Annotated in this window: 20 protein-coding genes; 11 read left to right on the top strand and 9 right to left on the bottom strand. The window is 69.5% G+C overall.

Annotation, left to right across the window (positions count from 1 at the left end; translation table 11 throughout):
- The first annotated feature begins 710 nt into the window (after positions 1 to 710).
- Entirely contained in the window at positions 711 to 2,021 is a 1,311-nt protein-coding gene (locus tag H7965_RS16685; protein ID WP_186771725.1) for a peptidylprolyl isomerase, read from the top strand.
- 34 nt (positions 2,022 to 2,055) lie between these two features.
- Positions 2,056 to 2,913 carry a 16S rRNA (adenine(1518)-N(6)/adenine(1519)-N(6))-dimethyltransferase RsmA gene (rsmA, locus tag H7965_RS16680; RefSeq protein ID WP_186771724.1) on the top strand — a complete coding sequence of 286 codons (858 nt, stop codon included), beginning with the start codon at positions 2,056 to 2,058 and terminating at the stop codon, positions 2,911 to 2,913.
- 61 nt (positions 2,914 to 2,974) lie between these two features.
- On the opposite strand, the gene H7965_RS16675 is transcribed toward rsmA, so the two are convergent.
- Positions 2,975 to 3,178 carry a hypothetical protein gene (locus H7965_RS16675; RefSeq protein WP_186771723.1) on the bottom strand — a complete coding sequence of 68 codons (204 nt, stop codon included), beginning with the start codon at positions 3,176 to 3,178 and terminating at the stop codon, positions 2,975 to 2,977.
- 139 nt (positions 3,179 to 3,317) lie between these two features.
- On the opposite strand from H7965_RS16675, the gene H7965_RS16670 reads away from it, so the two are divergent.
- The 7 genes from H7965_RS16670 to H7965_RS16640 all read left to right on the top strand — a co-directional run bounded on the left by H7965_RS16670 (position 3,318) and on the right by H7965_RS16640 (position 9,939).
- Positions 3,318 to 4,409, top strand: a complete 1,092-nt coding sequence (locus H7965_RS16670; protein ID WP_186771722.1) for a trypsin-like peptidase domain-containing protein — start codon at positions 3,318 to 3,320, stop codon at positions 4,407 to 4,409.
- 62 nt (positions 4,410 to 4,471) lie between these two features.
- Complete coding sequence (locus H7965_RS16665; protein ID WP_186771721.1) at positions 4,472 to 5,152, top strand: winged helix-turn-helix domain-containing protein; 681 nt, start codon at positions 4,472 to 4,474, stop codon at positions 5,150 to 5,152.
- A 13-nt stretch (positions 5,153 to 5,165) separates the two neighbouring features.
- On the top strand, positions 5,166 to 6,653 hold the full coding sequence (locus H7965_RS16660) for a sensor histidine kinase (protein ID WP_229682649.1): 1,488 nt from the start codon (positions 5,166 to 5,168) through the stop codon (positions 6,651 to 6,653).
- Positions 6,654 to 6,923: 270 nt separating this feature from the next.
- A complete protein-coding gene (locus tag H7965_RS16655) occupies positions 6,924 to 7,109 on the top strand; it encodes a hypothetical protein (protein ID WP_186771720.1) in 186 nt (61 codons plus the stop codon).
- 82 nt (positions 7,110 to 7,191) lie between these two features.
- A complete protein-coding gene (locus tag H7965_RS16650) occupies positions 7,192 to 7,983 on the top strand; it encodes an enoyl-CoA hydratase/isomerase family protein (protein ID WP_222440656.1) in 792 nt (263 codons plus the stop codon).
- Between the two features lie 129 nt (positions 7,984 to 8,112).
- Positions 8,113 to 8,898: a class II aldolase/adducin family protein gene (locus H7965_RS16645; protein ID WP_186771718.1), complete on the top strand. Its 786-nt coding sequence runs from the start codon at positions 8,113 to 8,115 to the stop codon at positions 8,896 to 8,898.
- A gap of 51 nt (positions 8,899 to 8,949) precedes the next feature.
- On the top strand, positions 8,950 to 9,939 hold the full coding sequence (locus tag H7965_RS16640; RefSeq protein WP_186771717.1) for a D-2-hydroxyacid dehydrogenase: 990 nt from the start codon (positions 8,950 to 8,952) through the stop codon (positions 9,937 to 9,939).
- Positions 9,940 to 9,975: 36 nt separating this feature from the next.
- Here the strand turns inward: H7965_RS16640 and H7965_RS16635 are convergent, their stop codons facing one another.
- The 3 genes from H7965_RS16635 to H7965_RS16625 form a co-directional block, all read right to left on the bottom strand.
- Complete coding sequence (locus tag H7965_RS16635) at positions 9,976 to 10,362, bottom strand: response regulator (protein WP_186771716.1); 387 nt, start codon at positions 10,360 to 10,362, stop codon at positions 9,976 to 9,978.
- 527 nt (positions 10,363 to 10,889) lie between these two features.
- Positions 10,890 to 12,905 (bottom strand): DUF4139 domain-containing protein, encoded by a 2,016-nt coding sequence (locus tag H7965_RS16630; RefSeq protein WP_186771715.1) that lies wholly within the window; start codon positions 12,903 to 12,905, stop codon positions 10,890 to 10,892.
- 147 nt (positions 12,906 to 13,052) lie between these two features.
- Positions 13,053 to 13,463, bottom strand: coding sequence for a hypothetical protein (locus H7965_RS16625; RefSeq protein ID WP_186771714.1), 411 nt, complete (start codon positions 13,461 to 13,463; stop codon positions 13,053 to 13,055).
- Positions 13,464 to 14,567: 1,104 nt separating this feature from the next.
- On the opposite strand from H7965_RS16625, the gene H7965_RS16620 reads away from it, so the two are divergent.
- Positions 14,568 to 15,731, top strand: coding sequence for a glycoside hydrolase family 5 protein (locus H7965_RS16620; RefSeq protein WP_186771713.1), 1,164 nt, complete (start codon positions 14,568 to 14,570; stop codon positions 15,729 to 15,731).
- An 18-nt stretch (positions 15,732 to 15,749) separates the two neighbouring features.
- On the opposite strand, the gene H7965_RS16615 is transcribed toward H7965_RS16620, so the two are convergent.
- The 5 genes from H7965_RS16615 to H7965_RS16595 all read right to left on the bottom strand — a co-directional run bounded on the left by H7965_RS16615 (position 15,750) and on the right by H7965_RS16595 (position 20,621).
- Entirely contained in the window at positions 15,750 to 16,532 is a 783-nt protein-coding gene (locus H7965_RS16615) for a WecB/TagA/CpsF family glycosyltransferase (protein ID WP_186771712.1), read from the bottom strand.
- A 13-nt stretch (positions 16,533 to 16,545) separates the two neighbouring features.
- Positions 16,546 to 17,652 carry a hypothetical protein gene (locus tag H7965_RS16610; protein WP_186771711.1) on the bottom strand — a complete coding sequence of 369 codons (1,107 nt, stop codon included), beginning with the start codon at positions 17,650 to 17,652 and terminating at the stop codon, positions 16,546 to 16,548.
- A complete protein-coding gene (gene wecB / locus H7965_RS16605) occupies positions 17,649 to 18,875 on the bottom strand; it encodes a non-hydrolyzing UDP-N-acetylglucosamine 2-epimerase (RefSeq protein WP_268239733.1) in 1,227 nt (408 codons plus the stop codon). Before wecB ends, H7965_RS16610 begins: the two co-directional genes overlap by 4 nt.
- A 288-nt stretch (positions 18,876 to 19,163) precedes the next feature.
- Complete coding sequence (locus tag H7965_RS16600; protein ID WP_186771709.1) at positions 19,164 to 20,048, bottom strand: sulfurtransferase; 885 nt, start codon at positions 20,046 to 20,048, stop codon at positions 19,164 to 19,166.
- 138 nt (positions 20,049 to 20,186) lie between these two features.
- Positions 20,187 to 20,621, bottom strand: a complete 435-nt coding sequence (locus tag H7965_RS16595) for a secondary thiamine-phosphate synthase enzyme YjbQ (protein WP_186771708.1) — start codon at positions 20,619 to 20,621, stop codon at positions 20,187 to 20,189.
- Positions 20,622 to 20,814: 193 nt separating this feature from the next.
- On the opposite strand from H7965_RS16595, the gene H7965_RS16590 reads away from it, so the two are divergent.
- Complete coding sequence (locus tag H7965_RS16590; RefSeq protein WP_186771707.1) at positions 20,815 to 21,654, top strand: LLM class F420-dependent oxidoreductase; 840 nt, start codon at positions 20,815 to 20,817, stop codon at positions 21,652 to 21,654.
- Positions 21,655 to 21,678: the final 24 nt, after the last annotated feature.

Here is a 21,678-nt window from a genome sequence, read left to right as displayed (position 1 = left end):
GGCGGGGCTTGCCAGCTTCAGATCGCCCCGGAAAGCCATACAACCATAACGTGTAGTCCACCACGCGGTTCCATGATCCTCCGGGTGGTGATGTTGCGGCATAACAATGATGGGGCGCGCAAGATCCGACGGCTGGAAGCAGCCACAGGCGCTACGACGTGACGGTTCTCGTACAAAGGAGGATTATATCCCAATACTCTTCAGCTTTGCGCGGCTGTTGTGAATCATGACACGCTTGGTGCCTGTACTTTAAACGTCCCAGGAAAGACCGCTTCGCCATTCGGCAGGGCGATGATCCTTTCTGGCCGTGACATTGGCATGCCTTCCGCAGCCAAAGCCACGGTAGGACACCAACACGCGCCAGGTTCCAGGAGGCACTTTTAGCCGGGCAGTCCCTGACGCGCCCTGCAGCGTCCAGATCAGGACCGGCAGCCGTGACCATCGCCCGCCCGATATCTTGCTTGCGCGTGCGATCGGCCAAAAGTTTGTATGCAATCTATGAACACCTGTCGAGGCGGGGTGGCCGTCATCGCTGTGTCGCTATCGCCGGGAACCCTGTGCGCGTGCGATCCGAGGAACGGCCGCTGATTGCCGGCGCCGCGAACGCCGAGGCCGACCGTTCGCCCGCCTGCAGCCGGGACTGCCGACCGCCCCGGCACGACCGCAGCTTCTCCCTAGCCCCGCGCGCGGTGGCCGGGTAAGGAACTCGCATGCTGCGCCCCCCGCCCTCTGCCTCAGCCCTGCTCGTCATCCTGACGATGGCCGCGGCCAACCCTTTGGCCGCCCAGGCCCAGCTGCCGCCCCAGTCCCAGGCGGCGGCCCAGGTCAACCGCATCGTCGCGGTGGTGAACGGCGAGGTCGTCAGCCGCGCCGACGTGGTGGGCCGCGCCCGGCTGTTCGCCCTCAACGCGGGAATTGCCGTGGCGCCGGAGACGCTGGAGCGGCTGGCGCCGCAGGTCACCCGGCTGGTGATCGACGAACGGCTGCGGATGCAGGAGGTGCAGCGCCGCCGCATGCCGGTGGCTGATGCCGAGGTTGCCGAGGCGATCGCCGATCTTGAGCGGCGCAACAACCTGCCGGCCGGCGGGCTCAGGGCGCAGCTCGCCCAGACCGGCATCGCTCCGCGCGTGCTCTATGACCAGATCCGCACCCAAATCGGCTGGGGCAGGGTGCTGCGCCAGCAGCTCGGCCCCAACGCCAACCCGACCGAGCCCGAGGTGGAGGAGGCGATGCGCAATGCCCGCGCCCGGGTCGGCCAGCCGGAATTCCTTGTCTCCGAGATCTTCATCCCGATCGACGACCCGACCACCGAGCCGGAAACCCGCCGCTTCGTCGAGGAGGTGATCCGCCAGCTCCGCGCCGGCACGCCCTTCCCGGTGGCCGCCACCCAGTTCAGCCAGTCGCAGACCGCGCTGCAGGGCGGTGACCTCGGCTGGGTGCGGAAGGAGGAGGTGGATACCGAGGTTGGCGACCTGATCGAGCGCATGCCGCCCGGTGCCATCAGCAACCCGGTGCGCGTCCCCGGTGGCTACCAGATCGTCGCGCTGCGGCAGCGCCGTGAATCCGGCCGCGACATGGCGACGCTGATCAGCATCCGCCAGGCCTTCTTCCCCTTCAGCGGCACGCTCGACCCGAACGCGCCGACGCAGCAGCAGCGCGACCAGGTGGAGAAGGCCCAGCGCCTGGTCGCCGCCGCCCGAAGTTGCGAGGCGGTGGAGCAGGCCGCCCGCGGCAGCGGTGTCGACCGGCCAAGCGACCCCGGGCAGATTCGACTGGAAACCGTCAACCCGCCGCAGCTGCGCAGCCTGCTCGCCGGGCTGCAGCCCGGCCGTCCGACCCAGCCGATCCTGACCCCGGACGGGGTGCTGGTGATGATGCTGTGCTCGCGCGAGCAGCGGAACCTGGCGGAGACCAACCCGGAGCAGATCCGCTCCCAGCTCCTGCGTGACCGGGTGGAGAACCTCTCGCGCCAGCTCCAACGCGACCTGCGCCGCCGCGCCAATATCGAGATGCGGAGCTGACGCGCCGGGGCGCGGACGGCCCGGGGTGGCCGGCATGAACGGGCCGCCGCACGAACCCGCCGCCCCTGGCTTGCCGAGCCTCAGGGACACCATTGCCCGGCATGGGCTGGAGGCGCGGAAATCCCTCGGCCAGCATTTCCTGCTGGATGAGGCGCTGTGCCGCCGCATCGCCGCCCAGGCCGGCGACCTGGCCGGCCGGCAGGTGCTGGAGGTCGGACCCGGCCCGGGCGGGCTGACCCGCGCCCTGCTGGCGAGTGCCGCCGCGGTGGTGACTGCCGTCGAGCTTGACCGCCGTGCCGTCGCCGCGCTGGCCGAGCTGGAGGCCGTCTATCCCGGCAGGCTGCGGGTGATGGAAGCCGACGCGCTTGGCATCGATGTGGCGGCGCTGCTGCCGGCGCCACGGGTGATCGTCGCCAACCTGCCCTACAATGTGGCGACGCCGCTGCTGGTCGGCTGGCTGCGCCACGCCGCGGCGCTGGAGCGCATGGTGCTGATGTTCCAGCAGGAGGTAGCGGAGCGAATCTGCGCCGCCCCGAACACCGAGGCCTATGGCAGGCTCGGCGTGCTGGCGCAGTGGCGCTGCCGGGCGCAGCTGCTGCTGAGCCTGCCGCCTGGCGCCTTCAGCCCGCCGCCCAAGGTGTGGTCGGCGGTGGTCGGGCTGGTGCCGCATCCGGATGACCCCGGGCCGGCGCTGTTCCGCACCATGGAGCGGCTGACCGCGGCGGCCTTTGGCCAGCGCCGCAAGATGCTGCGCGGGGCGCTGAAGCCGCTCGGCGGCGCCGAGGCGCTGTTGGCCGCCGTCGGCATCGATGGGGCGCGGCGGGCGGAGACGCTGAGCGTGGCGGAGTTCGACCGGCTGGCACGGGCGCTGCTGGCGCGCGATGCAGCGTGATCACCTGGGGTTGGAACAGCCGAAAGCGTGAGTCACGCGGCCCGCCAGGAAATCAGGGGCCTCAATCCAGCGTCATCTTCAGCCCGCGGATCAACGCACCACACCGCCTTCTCCCGTTCTGGCCGGGCGGTGAATCCTGCCTCCCGCCCGGCAGTGGGTCCAGCGTCTGCTCGCGCATCCGTCCGGGCACCGTCGGATCGTTCAGGACCGCCAGCGTCTCGCAGCGGAGCCGCAGCACCAGCGCGTCCAGAGGCACCATCGGCATTTGCCGCCCTGCGCAAGATGGCACCGACGCCGGAGGTTGAAGGACCGCATCCATCCTCCCAAACTCTGTAACGCCTCCGCTGCCGGGGGCGGGCGGCCGTGAACCGGCCGCGCCCGATCAGGACCAGGACCCAACCCGTATGTCCGCCTTGCTTTCGCGCCGCCCGCTTGGCCACGCCGTCCTGGCCCTGGTGCTGGCCGCCCCGGCGCTGTCCCTCACCGGCTGCGCCGCGCCGGCCGCGGCGCAGCGTGGGCTGCCGCCGGATTTCGCCGACCTCGCGGAACGGGTGCTGCCTGCGGTGGTGAACATCGCCGTGACCACGGAGCAGCGCCAGCAGGAACTGCCGCCCGAACTACGCGGCACCCCGTTCGAGCGCTATTTCCGCGACCGCCAGCGCAACCGCCGGCAGGAGGTCAGCGGCGCTGGCTCCGGCTTCGTGATCGATCCGGCCGGCTATATCGTCACCAACAACCATGTGGTGGGCAATGCCAGCCGGGTGGTGGTGGCGCTGCAGGATGGCTCGGAGCTGCAGGCGAGGGTGGTCGGTACCGATGACCTCACCGATCTCGCGCTGCTGAAGGTCGAGTCCCGAAGCGCGCTGACCAGCGTGACCTGGGGGGTGTCCGCCCAGGCCCGTGTCGGCTCCTGGGTGGTTGCCGCGGGCAACCCCTTCGGCCTCGGCGGCACCATCACCTCCGGCATCGTCTCGGCCCGCGGACGGGAGATCGGCGCCGGGCCTTTCGATGATTTCATCCAGACCGATGCCGCCATAAACCCCGGCAATTCAGGCGGGCCGCTGTTCAATGCGGCGGGCGAGGTCATCGGCATCAACACCGCAATCTACTCGCCCTCCGGCGCCTCGGCCGGCATCGGCTTCGCCACCCCTTCCGACCTGGCCCGGCCGGTGATCGAGCAATTGCGCCGCGATGGCCGGGTGGAGCGCGGCTGGCTCGGCGTCGCGGTGCAGGATCTGGTGCCGGGGGATGGCCGCAATGCGCGGCGCGGCGTGCTGGTCGCCGGCATCGAGCGCAACAGCCCGGCCGGGCGGGCCGGCCTGCGCCAGGGTGATATCGTGGTGGCGATCAACGGCGACCGGGTGGATACCTCCCGCGCCCTGGTCCGCAGCGTTGCGGCAGTGCCACCCGGCCACACGCTGCGGTTGACGGTGGTGCGGGACGGACGCGAGCGGGAATTGCCGGTACAGGTTGGGCGCCGGCCAGGGCAGGGATAAGCTGGCCGGAGTAAGCGGCCCTTGCTTCGGCCCGGGGCGCTGTGCCGGCGCGGAGAGAAGCGATGCGCATACTGCTGGTCGAAGATGATGCTGAGGTCGCCCGCTTCGTGAAGAAGGGGCTGCAGGAGGCCGGGCATACGGTGGAACACGCCCCCAATGGCCGCGACGGGCTGTTCCTCGCCGCGTCCGAGCAATTCGACATGCTGGTGCTGGACCGCATGCTGCCCGGCGGCGTCGATGGGGTGCGGCTGGTGGAGACCCTGCGCAGCCAGGGCAACCGGACCCCGGTGCTGTTCCTCTCCGCCCTCTCGGCGGTGGATGAGCGGGTGAAGGGCCTCAAGGCCGGCGGCGACGACTACCTCACCAAGCCCTTCGCCTTCGCCGAACTGCTGGCCCGGGTGGAGGCGCTGGCCCGGCGTCCCTCGGTCGATGCGCCGGCCACAAGGCTCCGGGTTGCCGATCTGGAACTCGACCTGCTGTCGCGCAACGTCTCCCGCGCCGGCAAGCGGATCGATGTGCAGCCGCGCGAATTCCGTCTGCTGGAGCATCTGATGCGCCACGCCGGCCAAGTGGTGACCCGCACCATGCTGCTGGAGAAGGTCTGGGATTACCATTTCGACCCGCAGACCAACGTCATCGACGTGCATGTCAGCCGGCTGCGGCAGAAGCTGGACAAGGGTTTCGACAAGCCGTTGATCCACACCGTCCGCAATGCCGGCTACATGATCCGGGCCGAGCCGTGAGCCCGCCCGGCCGATGGCGTGGGGACAGGCCGGTGCCTGGCGACAGCGGCCGCTGAAGGCGGTTCGTCCGCGCGGCGCTATCCCGCGGCGCAAGCCGCCGGAGGCCTCCCTGCCCGGGACCGTGCTCGGCCCGCCACGGCTGCTGAAGAGTGCCGGCTTCCGCTTTGCTGCCCTGTTCGCCGCGATGTTCGCGATCGCCGCCATCGCGCTGGTTGCGGTGCTGTGGTGGGCCACCGCCGGCGCGCTCGATCGGCAGACCGATGCGACGGTGCGGGCCGACGCCATCGCCCTTACCGAACGCTGGCGCGATGCCGGTGCGACTGGCCTGGCCGAGGCGATCGAGGAGCGCCTCGCCGTCGATGTCGAGAATGAGCTGATCTACCTGCTGATGGACATCGAGGGCCAGCGCCGCCTGGCTGGAAACCTTGACCGCTGGCCGGCCGGGCTGCCGGCGGACGCGGCCTGGATCCGCACCCGGGTCCTGCATGACGGGCTGGCCACCGAGGCCCGGCTGCACCGGGTGGAACTGCCCGGCCTCCGGCTGCTGGTCGGCCGCGACGAAACCGAGCGCAGCCAGCTCCGCCGGCTGCTGACCGAAGGCGTGGTCTGGGCCTCCGGCGCGGTGGCGGTCTTCGCCCTGGCCGGCGCCTGGCTTATCCGCCATGCGCTGCAGACCTGGATGGGGCCGGCCTTCGTCACCACTGCGGCGATCGCCGGGGGCGATCTTTCCTCCCGCGTCGCGCTGTCCGGCCGGGGGGATGAATTCGACCGGCTGGCGCAGACCCTGAACACCATGCTCGACCGGATCGGGACGCTGATGGAGGGGGTGCGTGGGGTCTCCGACGCCATCGCCCATGACCTGCGCACCCCGATCGCCCGGGCGCGGGCCAAGCTGGAGGATGCGCTGGCGACCTCGCCGGATGAGGAGGCGTTGCGGGCGGCGGTGGAACAGGGCATCGCCGACCTCGACGGCATCAGCCGCATCTTCCAGGCCCTGCTGCGCATCGCCGAGGCCGAGGCCGGTGCCCGCCGCGCTGCCTTCGCGCCCTTCGATCTGGCGCCGGTGCTGGCAGATGCCGCCGAGATCTACGACGCCATGGCCGAGGCCCGCGGCCAGCGGCTGCGGACCGCACTGCCGGCGACGCTGGAGGTCATCGGCGACCGCGACCTGCTGCTGCAGGCGGTGGCCAACCTGCTGGACAACGCCATCAAATTCACCCCGCCCGACGGCAGCGTGGAGCTGACGGCGCGGCAGGCCGGCGCGGCGATCGAGGTGGCGGTGGCCGATGACGGCCCGGGCATCTCGCCCGAGGACCGCAACCATGTCGGGGAGCGCTTCTTCCGGGCCGACAAGGCGCGCGCGACTCCGGGCTCCGGCCTGGGCCTCTCCCTGGTGCGGGCGGTGGCGCATCTGCATGCCGGGGAGGTGCGGCTGGAAGACGCGGTGGCGGGGCGCGACCCGCCGGGCCTTCGGTTCGTGCTGCGGCTGCCAGCCCCTTGAGAACGCCCCGCAAAACCACTTCGCGGTGTTGCGGGATCCTGATTATCCCTCCCGATCGGAGCTTCGGCACGCCCTCCGCGGCAAAGCCGCGGAGGACATGTCCGGTATTGATAGGCGTTGCATGTGGCAGGCCATGACCGAAGCGTCATCCATCGCCCATCGCCACATGAGGGGGCGGGCCGCAGTCTGACGGCAATGCGCGGCTTCCTGACGCCCCCGGTCCTCGCCCTCCTCCTGACAATTGCCGCCGCGGCCGGCGAGAGGCCGCGCGTGACCACCGACACGGCTGAATACTGCGGCAGCCTGGTGGCCAGGCTGTCGACCCTGCCGGCTGCGGGGCGGGAGCCGAGCCGGTCCCTGGCGGTGGAAGGCATGCGGCTGTGCGACGCCGGCCATGTCCGCACCGGCATCGCCAAGCTGCGCCGCGCGGTCCGGGCGGCCCAGCTCGGGCAGTGATCCCTCAGGGGTGGTCCCGGGCGGCGGGTTGAGGGACTCAGCGCAGGCTCGTAAGCTTCCGCCGACCTTTGGGGGACGCGTTGTGAGTGAATTGCTGTTCGATACCGCCGGCGGAATCGCCACTATCACCCTGAACCGGCCGGACAGCGGCAATGCCTTCACCACCGAAATGCTCGGGCTGTGGGAGAAGGCGCTGCGCGAGTGCATCCTGGACGACGCGATCCGCGCTGTGGTGTTGACCGGCGCCGGGCGGATCTTCTGCTCCGGCGGCGACGTGAAGCGGATGGCGGCCAACACCTCCGGCGGCCAGAGCGCCTGGGATCGCGCGAAATATCTGACCGACCACGTCCACCGCATCCCGCTGACGCTGATGGAACTGGACAAGCCCTATATCGTCGCGGTGAACGGCGCGGCGACCGGCGCCGGGATGGATATGGCGCTGATGGGCGACATCCGCTTCGCCGCCGAGAGCGCCCGTTTCGCCGAGACCTACATCAAGGTGGGCTTCGTCGCCGGCGACGGCGGCGCCTGGATGCTGCCACGGCTGGTCGGCCAGCCCAAGGCGCTGGAGATGCTGTGGACCGGCGATTTCGTCAGCGCCGCGGAGGCCGAGCGGATCGGGCTGGTCAACAAGGTGGTGCCGGACGCCGAGCTGCTATCGGCCACCCAGGCCTTCGCCGAGCGGCTGGCGAATGGCCCAACGGTCGCCATCCGGCTGATGAAGCGCATGGTGCAGCAGGGCCAGACCAGCAGCTTCCGCGATGCGCTGGCCTTCGCCGCGAGTTGCGCCGGGGTCGTCGGCAGCACGGAGGATCACCGCGAGGCGACGGCGGCCTTCGCCCAGAAGCGCAAGCCGGAGTTCAAGGGGCGGTAGGGCAGGGCGACGCCCTGGCTGCCGCCGGCCCTGGACAAGCCGGCAGAATGGATGCCCGATGCGGATGACCGCCAGCGTCCCTGGTCCATACCCCCGTACGCCTGACGGCTTCTGACGAAGGAGGAACCCATGCTCGACAGCACCGAATACCGCATCCCCTCGATGCGGCACAAAGTCAGCCCGGCCGAATGGCAGGCCCGCGTTGACCTCGCCGCCTGCTACCGGCTGGTCGATCTCTACCACATGAGCGACCTGATCGCGAACCACGTCTCGGTCCGGGTGCCGGGCGAGGACACCTTCCTCATCAACCCCTATGGCATGCTCTACGAGGAGATCAGCGCCTCCTCGCTGATCAAGATCGACTATGACGGCAATGTCGTGCTCAAGCCGGAATTCCCCGGCACCGACTATGGCGTGAACCGCGCCGGCTTCGTCATTCATTCGGCCATCCACAAGGCCAAGCACGAGATCGCCTGCGTCGCGCACACCCATACCTGGCCGGGCATGGCGGTCTCAACGCTGGAATGCGGGCTGATCGCCAACACCCAGACCAGCATGCGCTTCGCCCACATCAGCTACCACGACTTCAACGGCGTGGTGCTGGACCTGAACGAGCAGGAGCGGCTGGTGCGCGACCTCGGCGACAACAACGCCATGATCCTGCGCAACCACGGCCTGCTCACCGTCGGCAACACCATCCCTGAGTGCTTCAACGCGCTGCACCGGCTGGAGCTGTCCTGCAAGACGCAGATCGCGGCGATGTCCTGCAACAGCCCGATGATCAAGGTGGCACCGGAGATCGTCGAGGCGACCTACCAGAACTACCAGCCGAAGACCCGCCGGCCCTTCGGCGTGCTCGACTGGCCGGCGCTGCTGCGCAAGCTGGACCGTATCGATCCCAGCTACCGCGACTGAGGCCCTCGCCCTCCCCTTCGGGGGAGGGCCTGGGTGGAGGGGTGCCTTCAGATGCGTGTGTTACTGTCCGACATCGCCGCGGAGCGCCACGGCGCCCGCATCCGCGCCGCCGTGCCGGAGGCGGTGCTGGTCCCTGTCGCGCCGGAAGGGGACCTGCCCGACACCACGGGCGTTGAGGTCGCCTTCATCTCCCGCGACCTGTTCGTCGGTGGCACCCGCCACCGGCTCACCGCCCGCTTCCAGCGCTTCATCGAGATGCTGGCCGCCGCGCCCGACCTCCGCTGGGTGCAGACCTTCTCCGCCGGCACCGACATGGTGGTCTATCAGGCGATGCTGGCACGCGGCCTGCTGCTGACCAACAGCGCCGGCGCCAGCGCCCCCGCCGTGGCACAGACCGCCATCACCGGGCTGATGGCCCTTGCCCGTGGCTTCCCCCGTGCCGCCGAGGCGCAGCGCCGCCACGCCTGGGAACCACTCTACAGCGACCCCGAGCCGCGCGACGTGGAGGGGCAGACCGCGCTGATCCTCGGCACCGGGCCGATTGGCCAGGAGATCGGCCGGCTCTGCCGCGCCTTCGGCCTGCGCGCGGTGGGCATGCGGCGCGATGCCGATGCCGGCATCCCCCCCGGCTTTGATGCGGTGGCCGGCTTCGCCGCGCTGCCCGAGCTGCTGCCGCGGACCGATTGGCTGGTCCTCGCCTGTCCGCTGTCCGATACGACCCGTGGGCTGATCGATGCACGGGCACTGGCCCTGCTGCCGCCGGGACGGCATCTGGTGAACGTCGCCCGCGGCGGCGTGGTGGTGGAGGAGGCGCTGCTGGCGGCGCTGCGCAGCGGCCACCTCGCCGGCGCCTTCCTCGACGTCTTCGCCATGGAGCCGCTGCCGGCGGACAGCCCGTTCTGGGATGTGCCGAACGTCATCGTCTCGCCGCACAGCGCCGCGGCGAGCGATGGGCTGCCGGAGCGGGTGGCGGCAATCTTCTGCGACAATCTTCAGCGCTGGGCGCGGCGGCAGCCGCTGCGGAACCTGGCGCGCAGCTGAGGGCGGCGGCAGGCTGACGGCCCACGACCGCCGGCATCAGGCGATGCCGTTCGTGCTGCTGATCGCATCGCGCAGCCGCTGAATGAGGCGGGCCGGATCGATGGGCTTCTGCAGCCGGGCGGTCGGCCCGCCCAGGCCGCGCAGGTCGGCCTGGGCGGCGCCGGGCGTGTAGCCGGTGACCACGACCACCGGCAGATCAGGCCGCCGCTGCCGCAGCAGGCGGATGACGTCCCGCCCCTGCATGCCTGTCCCCAGGTTCAGGTCGATCACGGCGGCCGCCAGCCTTTCCGCCGGCTGCGCGAGGGCCGCCCGGCCGTCGCTGGCCAGGCGAGCGGCGAATCCGGCTGCGAGAAGCAGGTCCTCGATCTCCAGCGCCAGCAGCGCCTCGTCCTCGACGACCAGAACAAGCGGCGCGGCGGTCATCCAGGAAGGCCCCCGACCCGGTCTCCATACCTCGAATTGAAATACCGGATTTCATTGAGGCTTCAGTATGTTTCCTGGGGTCTCTACGTGGTCGTGATGAAGTGCCCGCGGTCGCTGCGGCCGCAGGGGGCGCGCCGCCTGCGGCGAGTGGAGCGGCGCCGAACAGGGCCAGGCTGCCGGGCTCCGGCACTGGTGGCAGCGGCACGCGATTGCTTCTGCACCTGCCGGGAAATTTCGTCTCGCTGAAGCTCGTGCCGTACTGAAAGCTGACCTTCGAGATGTCGAAGGCGGACAGCCTGGCCACGCGGCAGAATGAAGGTGACGCTGTCCTGAATGAACGGCACGCCGGCGAGGCCACCATCTGAATTGAACCTACGCGCCGAGATTATTTGCTGACGTTCAACCTCCGCTGGCCGGCGGCGAAGTGCCATGCCGGGCAGCCCGGATCGGCAGGCGCTGCCGTCGTGCCGGCAGCCCGCCCTTGCCGGCGACGACCCCGCCGATGGGCTGGCCCGCCCACCGCATGCCTAACCTGTCCGCGTCAGCACCGCCTGGACTGCCCGTTGCCAAGCCTCCCAGGCCGCATCGGCGGCACCGCCGGCGCGCTCGGCGGCGATGCTTGCCTGGTTCAGTTGGCGCCGCGCCTCCTCCCGCTCGGCGCCGGTGCGGTCCTCCACCGCGGCGCGGGCGCGGCCCAGCACCGCTTCGGCGGCGGCGTACTGCCGGATGGCGCCGAGGGCGGCGTCCAGCAGCCGCCGGGCCTCGGCGAGCGAGGCCACTACCGCCTCCAGCCCGGTGCGGCCCGGTGCATTGGCCGGCAGCCGTTCCAGCACGGTGCGCAGCGTCTCCAGCGTGCCGGGGCCGCCGGGCAGGCGGCGCTGCTCGCGTTCCACATCCACATCGCGCCAACGCAGCAGCACCGGGTCGCCGAGGCCGGCATCCCAGAGCGGTACCTCCTGTCGCCCCTCGCGCTCCCAGGTGAAGCGCAGCGTGGTGGCGGTGCCGTGCAGCACCGCCTCATGCCGCAAGCCGAAATCCCCCTCCGCGGCGACGTCGAAGCGCGGCGTCGCACCGGTACGGCGGGGCAGGTCCACGACCAGCCTGCCCTTGGCGCCGCGCGGGTCCACCGCCAGCGCCACCTCCTCCCGCCGTAGGGTGCCGACCACCACAACGCCCCGGCGCAGCTCGATCCTCGCCGGGCGCTCGGCGCCGGACTGGGCGCTGCTGAGCAGCACATCGCGGTCGCGGGCGAAGGCCAGGATGCGTTCCTCCCCCGGCGGCAGTGCACGGATCTCGGCATCGCCAAGATAGGCACCAGCCTCCGCCCCACCGGCGCCGAAGACCGCGGCCAGCCCATCCGGCAGGACCACTTCGCCGGTGTTGCGCAGCCGCACGGCATTCAGCGGGCTGCGCGCCTGGAGATCCTGCACCCACCAGATCCGCTCGGCCGGCAGGGTGGCATCCAGGAAGGGCAGGTTCGCCGTCTCCCCGCTGCGCAGCGAAACCGGTGCCGGCAGGGTGAAGGCGACGCGCCCGGCTGAGGCGGCGGCGGTGGCGGCCGGCACCGCCGCGACCTGATCGGTGAAGCGGCTCCCGGCCGCTTCGGCCTCCGCCGGCGCCGCCCTTTGCCGGGCCATGGCGGCCGGAGCGGGCGCCGCCATGGCCATCGGCGGCGGTGGCGCCGGGCGGCGGCCGGTGTCGGCGGTGACGGTCACCTGTTCGGCCACCCGCACCGGCAGCTCCGGCCGGGTGATACGGATTGGGGCGTAGAGCGCCTGGCGGTAGGCCGCGGGATTGCCGGAGACAAGGGAAAGCCGCACCTCATCCCAATCGGCGCCGGAGCGGTTCTCCACCACCGCCCAGCCCTGCAGCCGCGCCTCGCCCTCGCCGGCCGGCAGCACCAGCCGCCAGCTCGGCTTCCACAGCGGTGCGCCGGCGACATAGGTGAAGCCGACCTCGCGCGCCGCCGCCGCCCCGCGCAGGCGGATCTCGATCAATCGCTCATCGGCGGTGCGGCTGGCGGCCAGCGCCTCGGCGGCACGGGCGATGCGGGCGGCAAGGGCGGCGTCGGCCAGCCGCACCTCCTCGCCCTCCCGCAGCAGCAGGAGGCGGAGCCCCCGGGCGGTGAGCAGGGAGACGCGCAGTCCGCCTTCCGCCTCCTCGGCATCGGCCAGACGCCCGGTGGTGCCGCTGGCCTCCACCATCTGGCCGCGCAGGGCGCGCAGCACCGCGGCACGGCTTTCGAAATCGGCGGGGCGCAGCGGCAGGCCGCGGAAGGCCTCGGTCTCCAGATCCTGGGCGGGCAGGCGCAGCCCCTCCACCGTGCCGCCGGGGTCGCGCAGCATCAGCGACTTCAGGAGGTCGTCCACATCCTCGGCCGGGGCACGGAAGGTAATGGCGGCATCGGGCGCGAGGCGGCCGGCACGCTCGATCTGGATCAGCCCGGCGTTGGAGAGGGTAACGCTGCGGACCGGTAATTCCTCCGCCGAGAGAGGGAGGGTGACGGGCAGGACAAGACAGGCAAGCAGCAGAGCACGGCGCATGGGAGCCTCGGAGCGATGGTGGCGCCCAGCCTAGTGAGATTTCGGGCGGTATGATGGCCGGTCAGCGGGTGGATATGTGTTGCTGGTCCGCCGGGGCTGCCAGCGCGTGGCGGGTGAATGGGGTGCCGAGCTCGTACTGTCGGACAGTCAGCCGCACTTCGAACAGGTCATCAGGCCACACTTCTCCCGGGCCTGCTCGATAAGGTAGCCGCAGCGGATGCAATTGGCGCCATCATCGTCGGCGAAGGGGTCGGCAAAAGATCGTGCAGCCGCCTCCGGCGCTTTTTTCGGAAGGCGCGTTCTGCGGCGCTCGGCCACCGTCGTGTCAGCTGGCACGGCTGATTGTTGCGGCGAGGGTTCCCACATCGGCATGACATGCACGGTCGGCTGCGCCGGCTCGGCGGCAACGGGCTCGATATCCTGTGGCGGGAGTGGCGGAGCGGATCTTGCGCGAAATCCTTCCGGCCAGGTTTCGGCGTGCAGCTTCCAGGATGCGGGGCGCGGATGCTCCTCAACGGGCGTCGAACTGCCCCGCCGAAGATGGACAACCTCAACCACTCGGCTCTTGCCGCCAGCCGCACTCCTGCGAGGAACGCTGAGGATGCGGCGCTGTTCGCCGGATGCGGTGTTTGCCCTCTGCGCCGGGCGGGGAAAGACGCGGTCTGATTCTGACATGAGGTTCCATATGTAGAGGTGCGCTCGGTGCCCGCAGGCTGCGATCCATGGTGCGCGTTTGCATGGCCTCGGCGCGCTTGCCAGAAATACCATGGGATGGCGTTATCAGTCGATGTCCGACCTGTGCCGCGAACGCGACTCGCCGGCATGAGTTCTGGTGAATGTGATGAGATATGGAGGCCTGAGTCGGTCCGCCTCCCGGTCACCGTTGGTGGATGGTGATCATCACCTCCGGACTGTCGACCGGATTTCTCCGGCCGACGCGCCTTCTAAGCTTCGGCAGCGGAGCGGCATTCATGCCTGAGCGTGCTTCGCTTCCACGCGAACTCCGTCCAATGGACTCACCTGGACGGAGGCATGTGCTTGCACAACCCGGACCTTGAGTGGAGTCCGGAGGCTCGTGGGACTAGCAGCCAGTCCTAGCGCCAGCCGAACTGATGGGGCGGCTGGTGACGCCGCGAATGGTCATGCCGCGGCGGAAGGTAGCGATGCCCGTGATGACGCGGCGGCGGCACATACCGCGGCCGGTGGTAGCCGCGGTGACCGTGGCCGTGCTGGTAATGCACCGGCATGACCGCATCGACAGACCCGGTCGACGCCGCGGGGCCGGGCGGGTGTGCGGCAGCGGGGGCGGCGGCGGCCGACAGCAGTCCAAGACCGAGAGCGGCTGCAACAAGAAGGTTACGCATCATGTCCTCCTTCGGAGTTCGAGGAGGAGATGATGGGGCGCCGCTGAAGGCGTGATCGGGGCCGGATTGTCGCCTTACTGGGGCAGGGTGTAACGGCGTGTGAGCGGGCTCGTGCATAAGGCAGCATCAGCCCAGGCAGTGACCGGCAGGGTTCCTGTGAATGGTGCCCCCTCTCGCCCGGCAATCAGCGCCGGCGCTGCGGCGGCGCAGCTTCGCTGATCACCCTCCGTCGATCCAGGCGCATGTGACTTTCCTTGCACGCTGGAACGAATGATTTCTGGCGACAGAGGAGAACACCATGGTGCCGTATTGCCGTTGCGGCCAAGCCAGCTCAGCCCGCCGCCAGCATGTCTTCGGTCTGCGCAAGACCATGTTCTGGCTCGGCGTCTGGCTGTTGCTGTGCATCAGCCCGGCCAGGGCCGAGGTACCGGAAGACCATCTCGCAGCCCTGAGGCGCGGCATCAACATCACCAACTGGTTCCGCTTTCCGGCCGACACAAGCAAAGATCGCCTGCGCGACTACCTGCCGGACACCGCGATGACAGAGCTTCACCAGGCCGGCTTCACCTTCGTGCGGCTCTGCATCCAGCCCCAGTTCCTGCTGCGTGCGGACGGGCAACTCGATCCCGACAGGCTCGCCGTCGTGCTCGATGCGGTGCGGCGGCTGCAGCGCGCGGGCCTTGCCGTGGTGGTGGACGCGCATCCGGAAAGCTGGCGCATCGAGGAGGATGCAGCGCACCGGCAGGGCCTCCTCGATTTCTGGCGGCAGATGGCACCCGCGCTGCGATCCTTCGATCCGCGCCGCACCTTTCCCGAGGTGATGAACGAACCGGTCGTCGAGGATCACGCCGCCTGGTCCCGGTTGCAGGAGGAGGCGCTTGCCGTCATCCGCGCCGCGCTGCCCGACAGCACCGTCATCCTGACCGGGGCCGACTGGGGCAGCATCGACGGCCTCTCGCGCCTGCAACCCGTCCGCGACCGTCGGGTGATCTACAGCGTCCACGAATACGACCCGAAGGTGCTGACGACCTTCGCCTTCTGGGAGCAGGGCCTGGATACCGCGATGCTGGCCCGGCTGCCCTTTCCGGTACAGGACACCGCAGCCTGCGAGGCGATCGCGGCTGGCACGTCGCATGGCCGCACCCAGGCCATTGCCGCGGCCTATTGCGCCGGGCGCTGGAATCCGGGCCGGCTGCGCGACATGCTCGGCCGCGCCGCTGCCTGGGGCAGGCAGCACAATGTGCCTGTAGGGGTGTTCGAGTTCGGCGCTCATGCCCGGCTGAACGAAAGCGCCCGGCTTGGCTACCTTGCAGCCTTCCGCAAGGCCGCGGAGGAATACGGGATGCCGTGGGCCATCTGGGGCTATGGCGACATCATGGGGTTCCCGGTCCAGACGGCGACCGGCCGGGTGCGGCTCGACCTCGCGGTGCTGCGCGCCCTGGGATTGCCCGGGGGGCGCTGAGCGCGCCCCGCCGCTGCGTCACGAATGCTGGCGGCTCAGCCGGCCGGCCACCCAGCTTTTCATGACGAGCGAGATGAACCGGCTGTTGCCGAACAGGTAGCGCCGCCAGAGCCGCCGTGGTTCGCGCATCAGCCGCCAGCCCCACTCCAGGCCGGCGCGCTGCATCCACGGCGGCGCGCGGGGCACGATCCCGGCGAGCACGTCGAAGGATCCGCCGACACCGATGATGAGGCGGGCGCCCAGCCGGTCGCGATGGCGCTGGCACCAGATGTCCTTGAAGGGCGATGGCATGGCGACGAACAGGATATCCGGCCGGCTGGCCGCGATCTGCTGCACCACCGCCTCATCCTCGGAGGCCGGGAAATAACCGTCGCGCCAGCCAGCCAGCTGCAACCTCGGGTGCTTCGCCCTGCAGACGGCAAGAAAGCGATCGAGGACATTGGGCTTCGAACCCAGGAAGAAGACCCGCAATCCGTGCTGCTCGCCGAGGCCGAGCAAATGCGTCAGCAGGTCGACGCCGGTGACGCGCTCGGGCAGGCGACGCCCAAGCAGTCTGCTGGCCCAGACCACCGACATGCCATCGGCGGTGACCAGATCGGCGGCGAGGCAGACCTGCCGGAGCTGCGGATTCCGCTGCATGTCGACGAGATGCGAGGCATTGGCGGTGAGCAGGATGGAGGCTCGCCGATCGCTGCGACAGGCATCAAGGCACCAGGCGAGGGTCTGATCCATGGTCAGCGAATCGATGGGGCAGTCCAGAACCTCCACCGCGGCGCGGGGCCGCTCCATCGCCTCCGACAAGGCCCGTCCCTCCTCAGACGATGTGGTTGAGATTGGGCGGTCCTGCCTCGATGGCTGTCGAATAGAGCAGCCAGCCCCATTCATAGGGCCGCATCTCCGGGTTCAGCCGCAGCCGCGGCGCGGGCTCATCCCCGGTCGGGCTGCCGAGCAGCATGCCGGCATGGCGTAGGCCGCGGCTGACCGGCGCCTCCGCGCGCTCGATGCTGCGCCAGATGATGCCGGTGGCGCGGTCTGCCATGTCGATGCCAAGCTCATTGGCCTGCAGCCAGGCGCGGCTGCGGCTGACGGAAGCGGCGAAGGACGGCCCACCGGCTTCGGTGACGCAATGCAGCGCCATTGGCGCCATGCTGTGCTGGTGCACCGAATAGACCGGGAAGGCGCCGGCAACCCGGCCGGTCTCGGCATCATGGTGCCACCACCATTGGCCAAGGCTGCCCTGGGTGCCCACGACACGCCTGGCGCAGAGTACCGCCAGATCGCGCAGTCGCTGGCTTTTCAGCATGATCGAGGCGAATGCGAGCGCCTGGATAGGGTAGATCTGGTCGGCGAAATTGGCGATGCGCCGACGCATGCGGTGCCGCAGGGGCGCCTGGATGGAGGCGTGCCGGAACGTCAAGGTACCGGGGTTCAACCGGGCCTCAAGTTCGTGCAGGGCTGCGGCGCATGTGGCCCGAAGCCCAGGCTCTGTGCTGTGCAACAGGCCGCTCACCAGCCAAGCTACCTCCATGGTCGTGAGCGTCGGAAGCACTCGCTCCAGCGCCATGGCGTCGAGGCCCGCCTCCTCCAGCAGCGCCGCCGAGGCGACGCAGTCCAGCGCGCCATTCGCCCAGAGCAGCAGCCCAAGGCCTCCAGGGTAGCCCTGGGTTCGGATGCGCGCCGCGATCCGCCGGCAGATCACGGCGGGTGCGCCGGTCACGTCGCTGATCGGGATGGCGGCGCGGCTGAGGCCGATGAGGCAGATCGCGCTGCTGGTGATCGCCTCGGTGCCCAGCGTCGGTGCCCAGCGCCGGTGCCGAAGCTGTCGGGTGAACAGCCCGGACTGCCGATCGACGCAATCACGCAGCCGGGCAACGTACAGATCGCGCTGGTCGGCTTCCTCCAGGGTTGTTGCGTCGCTCATGCCATGTGGACCGTGTCTGGCATCGGCGAGGGACGCTGAGGCGGCGGCGCAGGGACCGGCTCGACCGTCGGCAGCCGTATCGACGACCGTGCCGGCGGTGTGGCGCCTCGCGCACCGGGCACCGGCCAGGTGGCGTCGAGGACCGAATTGGCGACGAGCGCGGCGATGCGGGCGGCAGCGCAGCCATCGCCGTAAGGCGAGACGCCCTTCGCCATGGCGGCATAGTCCGCGGGGCTCGTCAGCAGCCGGGCGACTTCCCGGAAGACGTGGCGCCGGCTGGTTCCGATCAACTTCGCCACGCCGAGCTGCACCGCCTCGGGCCGTTCGGTTTCGTTGCGCATAACCAGAACCGGTTTGCCGAGAGCCGGTGCCTCTTCCTGCAAGCCGCCACTGTCGGTCAGCACCAGCGTGGCACGCTGCATGGCCGCGACCATCTCCGGATAGTCGAGCGGCTCGGTCAGCGTCACCTGCGGGCTGCGGCTCAGCATGCCATGCGCTGCGTCGCGGATGTTGGGATTGGGGTGCACGGGATAGAGGAAGTGCACATCGGGAAAGGCGGCGCAGAGCGCCAGGACGGCGTCGAAGATCTGCGCCGCGGGCCGGCCGAAATTCTCCCGGCGGTGCATGGTAAGCAGCACCAGGCGCTGGTCCGATGGCAGCGGCAGCGAGAGCCGCGGCTTCTGTGCGGCGGTGGCGAGCAGCGCATCGATAACAGTGTTGCCGGTGACATGGATGGTCTCGGGCCGGATCGCCTCCCGCAGCAGCGCCTGACGTGCCCCTTCCGTCGGCGCGAAATTCAGCGAGGCCGCATGGCTGGCGACGATGCGGTTGAACTCCTCGGGAAACGGCGAGGACAAGTTGCCGGTGCGAAGCCCTGCTTCGACGTGTCCGAACGGTATCTGGCGATGGAAGCAGGCGATCGCTGTGGCCATCACCGTGGTGGTGTCGCCCTGGGCAAGCACCATGGCTGGCGGATTTTGTTCCAAAATAGAATCAATGCCGCCCATGATCCGGGCCGAGAGGCCTGACAGGCTCTGGTTGGGTTGCATGAGATCGAGGTTGGCCTCGCCGATCAGGCCGAAGCTGGCGAGGGCCTGGGAAAGGAGATCGCGGTGCTGGCCGGTGAGCAGCAGGCGCACAGAAATATCGGTGATTTCCTTGAGGCTGCACATGATAGGCGCCATCTTGATTGCTTCGGGTCGCGTTCCCACGACACAGAGCACACTTCGTGTCTGCGGCACTTTCGACGCTCCAACCACATTGCAGCTGGTTCACTGCGTCTAAATATTGGCGAACCGCTTACTCCGGTTCGAATCACAAACTAGAGCTGATTCGGAATGGAACGAGCACGTGTTGGGCGATCAGTTCCGGCACGGCATCCACGGTCAGACGGTCCGGCCGGGGCGCCCGGCACGAACCGCCGATGCGGCCTGCGATGTGCGATGCCATCGGCGCGGGAAGCTGCCATCACCTTGCCGGCGGAAGCCGATCGCGCAGGGAGGTGCCGGCAATCATCCCCGCTCGATCGGCAGGGCTTCATCCTTTGCCCACTCGCTCATCGATGCGTCATAGACCGCGATGTCGCGATAGCCGAGTTGATGGAGGAGGAAGGCATCGAGCGTCGCCGCGATGCCGCCCCCGCAATACAGCAGGATGCGCTTCGACGGATCCGCACCGACGTCGGCGAAACGCGCAGCAACCTCCGCGGGCGGCTTGAAGGTCAGCGAAGTTGCGTCCACCACCTCCGCCACCGGCACATTGACGCTTCCTGGAATGCGGCCAGGGCGGCCATAGCGCGGGTTGTCGCCCTTGTGCAGGTCCGGGGCGAGGGCGTTGATCGTGCAGGCGCCGGTGTCGCCGATGGCGGCCTTGACCGCATCCTTGTCGATGAACAGCCCGGGCCGCGGCTTCGCGGTGAGCGTCGCCGCCGGATAGCGTGTCTCTGCCGTCTCGGTCGGCCGTCCTTCGGCGCTCCATTTGTCGAAGCCGCCGTCCAGGATTGCGGCATTGTCGAAGCCGATCGCACGCAGCATCCACCAGACGCGGGTGGACCATTGCATATTCTTGCGGGAATAGAGGACGACGCGGCTGTCGGCGCCGATGCCCTTCATGGCGAAGCGGGCAGCCAGATCCCCGGCGGCGGGCATGGTGAAGTTGAACCTGCTCGAGGTGTCGGAGAGTTCGCCCTGCAGGTCCAGGAAGGCCGAGCCGGGGATATGGCCCTTCCCGTAGTCGCCGCGGCCGCTTTCGATCCGGTACGGTCGACCCGTTCCCGTTTCATAGAGCAGATAGGTCGTGCAGTCGAAGACGCGCAGCCCGGGGTCGCCGAGGTGGTCGGCAAGCCATTGGGTATCAACGATCGCATCGGGGTGGACGAAGCGCGGTTCTGCCGTCATCGAGGTTTCCTCCAGAGTGCTTCGGTTGTCGCTTTCGCCGTGCCTGGACCGACGGTGCACCCGGGAAGCCGGGCGCGGCAAGCACGGCCCGCCAGCGGGGCAGGCGACGAAGGGCACGCCGCGGGCAAGCGCCCCAGCCTACCGCTGGCTTGCCTCGCCCAGGAGATGCAGCACCAGTTCCCGCCGATGCGGGCTGGTCCGGTGCTCATAGAGGTAGACGCCCTGCCAGGTCCCGAGCACCGGCTGCGCACCCTCGACCGGGATCGAGAGCTGGGTCTGCGTCAGCGCCGCCCGGATATGTGCCGGCATATCGTCCGGCCCCTCATCCTCGTGCCGATACCGGCCATTGCCGCCATCAGGCACGAGACGTGATAGGAAGGCTTCCAGATCGGCCTGGACGTCCGGCGAGGCATTCTCCTGAACCAGCAGGGAGGCCGAGGTGTGCCGGCACCAGATGGTCAGCAGGCCAGTAGCGATGCCCTGCGAGCCCAGCCAGCGACACAGCTGATCGGTGACGTCCACCAGCCCGCGCCCGCGTGTCATGACCTGGATGCGATGCAGCCGCTGTTCCATGCCCCATACTCCTCAAGCGCACGGCGGCTTGCTTGCACTCTGGCGGCCTGCCTCGGCAAGCGGTTGCGGATCATGCCCGGCGCGGAGGCTCTCAACCCTCCGAGGAAACCCGGTCTCGGTGCACGGCACGGGTTTCCCAACGATGCATGGCTGCTGTAGGCTTTGCGCAACAACAGCATGACGAGGAACGGCCATGGACTTCGGCGCATCCATGTTCTTCACCGATTACTCCATGACGCCAGCGGCACTGGGCCGCGCGCTTGAGGAGCGTGGCTTCGAATCGGTCTGGGCGCCCGAGCACTCGCATATCCCGGTGTCCCGCAAATCGCCCTGGCCGGGCGGCGGTGAACTGCCGAAGCGCTATTACGACTGCATGGACCCCTTCGTCAGCCTCACTGCCGCAGCGGCGGCGACGACGAAGCTCAAGCTCGGCACCGGCGTCTGCCTGGTCAACCAGCGCGACCCGATCCAAACCGCCAAGCTGGTCGCATCGCTCGACCAGCTGTCCGGCGGCCGCTTCCTGTTCGGCATCGGCGTCGGCTGGAACCAGGATGAGATGGAGAACCACGGGACAGCCTTCGAGACGCGCGCCAAGCTGACGCGCGAGCGCATCGAGGCGATGAAGGAGATCTGGACCAAGTCCAAGGCCGAGTACCACGGCGAGTTCGTTAATTTCGATCCCATCATGGCCTGGCCGAAGCCGGTCCAGAAGCCGCACCCGCCGATCCTCGTCGGCGGCGCCTTCCCCCAGGGCGCGCGGCGGGCGCTGCGCTACGGCAATGGCTGGATCCCGATCGCCGGCCGCGCGCCGCTGCACGAGGTGCTCGAACGCTTCCGCCAGATGGCCGCCGAGGCTGGCCGGGATCCGGCGGGCGTACCGATCTCGACCTTCGGGGCACCGGAGGATCCCGACGAGATCAAGCGGTTCCGCGACCTCGGGATGTCGCGCACTGTGGTGTCGCTGCCCTCAGAGAAGGAGGACACGATCCTGCCGATCCTCGACCGCTGGGCCGAGCTGATCCGCCGCTGCTGACCTCGGCCTCGGCCCCAGCCGCCC

Source organism: Siccirubricoccus deserti (assembly GCF_014283215.1).
Taxonomy (GTDB): domain Bacteria; phylum Pseudomonadota; class Alphaproteobacteria; order Acetobacterales; family Acetobacteraceae; genus Siccirubricoccus; species Siccirubricoccus deserti.
This window is presented reverse-complemented; position numbering and strand designations above follow the sequence as displayed.

Excerpts from the sequence above, each read along its gene's own strand:
- H7965_RS16685 (WP_186771725.1), top strand. The coding sequence starts at position 711 with ATGCTGCGCCCCCCGCCCTCTGCCTCAGCCCTGCTCGTCATCCTGACG.
- rsmA (WP_186771724.1), top strand. The coding sequence starts at position 2,056 with ATGAACGGGCCGCCGCACGAACCCGCCGCCCCTGGCTTGCCGAGCCTC.
- H7965_RS16675 (WP_186771723.1), bottom strand. The coding sequence starts at position 3,178 with ATGCCGATGGTGCCTCTGGACGCGCTGGTGCTGCGGCTCCGCTGCGAG.
- H7965_RS16670 (WP_186771722.1), top strand. The coding sequence starts at position 3,318 with ATGTCCGCCTTGCTTTCGCGCCGCCCGCTTGGCCACGCCGTCCTGGCC.
- H7965_RS16665 (WP_186771721.1), top strand. The coding sequence starts at position 4,472 with ATGCGCATACTGCTGGTCGAAGATGATGCTGAGGTCGCCCGCTTCGTG.
- H7965_RS16660 (WP_229682649.1), top strand. The coding sequence starts at position 5,166 with ATGGCGTGGGGACAGGCCGGTGCCTGGCGACAGCGGCCGCTGAAGGCG.
- H7965_RS16645 (WP_186771718.1), top strand. The coding sequence starts at position 8,113 with ATGCTCGACAGCACCGAATACCGCATCCCCTCGATGCGGCACAAAGTC.
- H7965_RS16640 (WP_186771717.1), top strand. The coding sequence starts at position 8,950 with ATGCGTGTGTTACTGTCCGACATCGCCGCGGAGCGCCACGGCGCCCGC.
- H7965_RS16635 (WP_186771716.1), bottom strand. The coding sequence starts at position 10,362 with ATGACCGCCGCGCCGCTTGTTCTGGTCGTCGAGGACGAGGCGCTGCTG.
- H7965_RS16630 (WP_186771715.1), bottom strand. The coding sequence starts at position 12,905 with ATGCGCCGTGCTCTGCTGCTTGCCTGTCTTGTCCTGCCCGTCACCCTC.
- H7965_RS16620 (WP_186771713.1), top strand. The coding sequence starts at position 14,568 with ATGGTGCCGTATTGCCGTTGCGGCCAAGCCAGCTCAGCCCGCCGCCAG.
- H7965_RS16610 (WP_186771711.1), bottom strand. The coding sequence starts at position 17,652 with ATGAGCGACGCAACAACCCTGGAGGAAGCCGACCAGCGCGATCTGTAC.
- H7965_RS16600 (WP_186771709.1), bottom strand. The coding sequence starts at position 20,048 with ATGACGGCAGAACCGCGCTTCGTCCACCCCGATGCGATCGTTGATACC.
- H7965_RS16595 (WP_186771708.1), bottom strand. The coding sequence starts at position 20,621 with ATGGAACAGCGGCTGCATCGCATCCAGGTCATGACACGCGGGCGCGGG.
- H7965_RS16590 (WP_186771707.1), top strand. The coding sequence starts at position 20,815 with ATGGACTTCGGCGCATCCATGTTCTTCACCGATTACTCCATGACGCCA.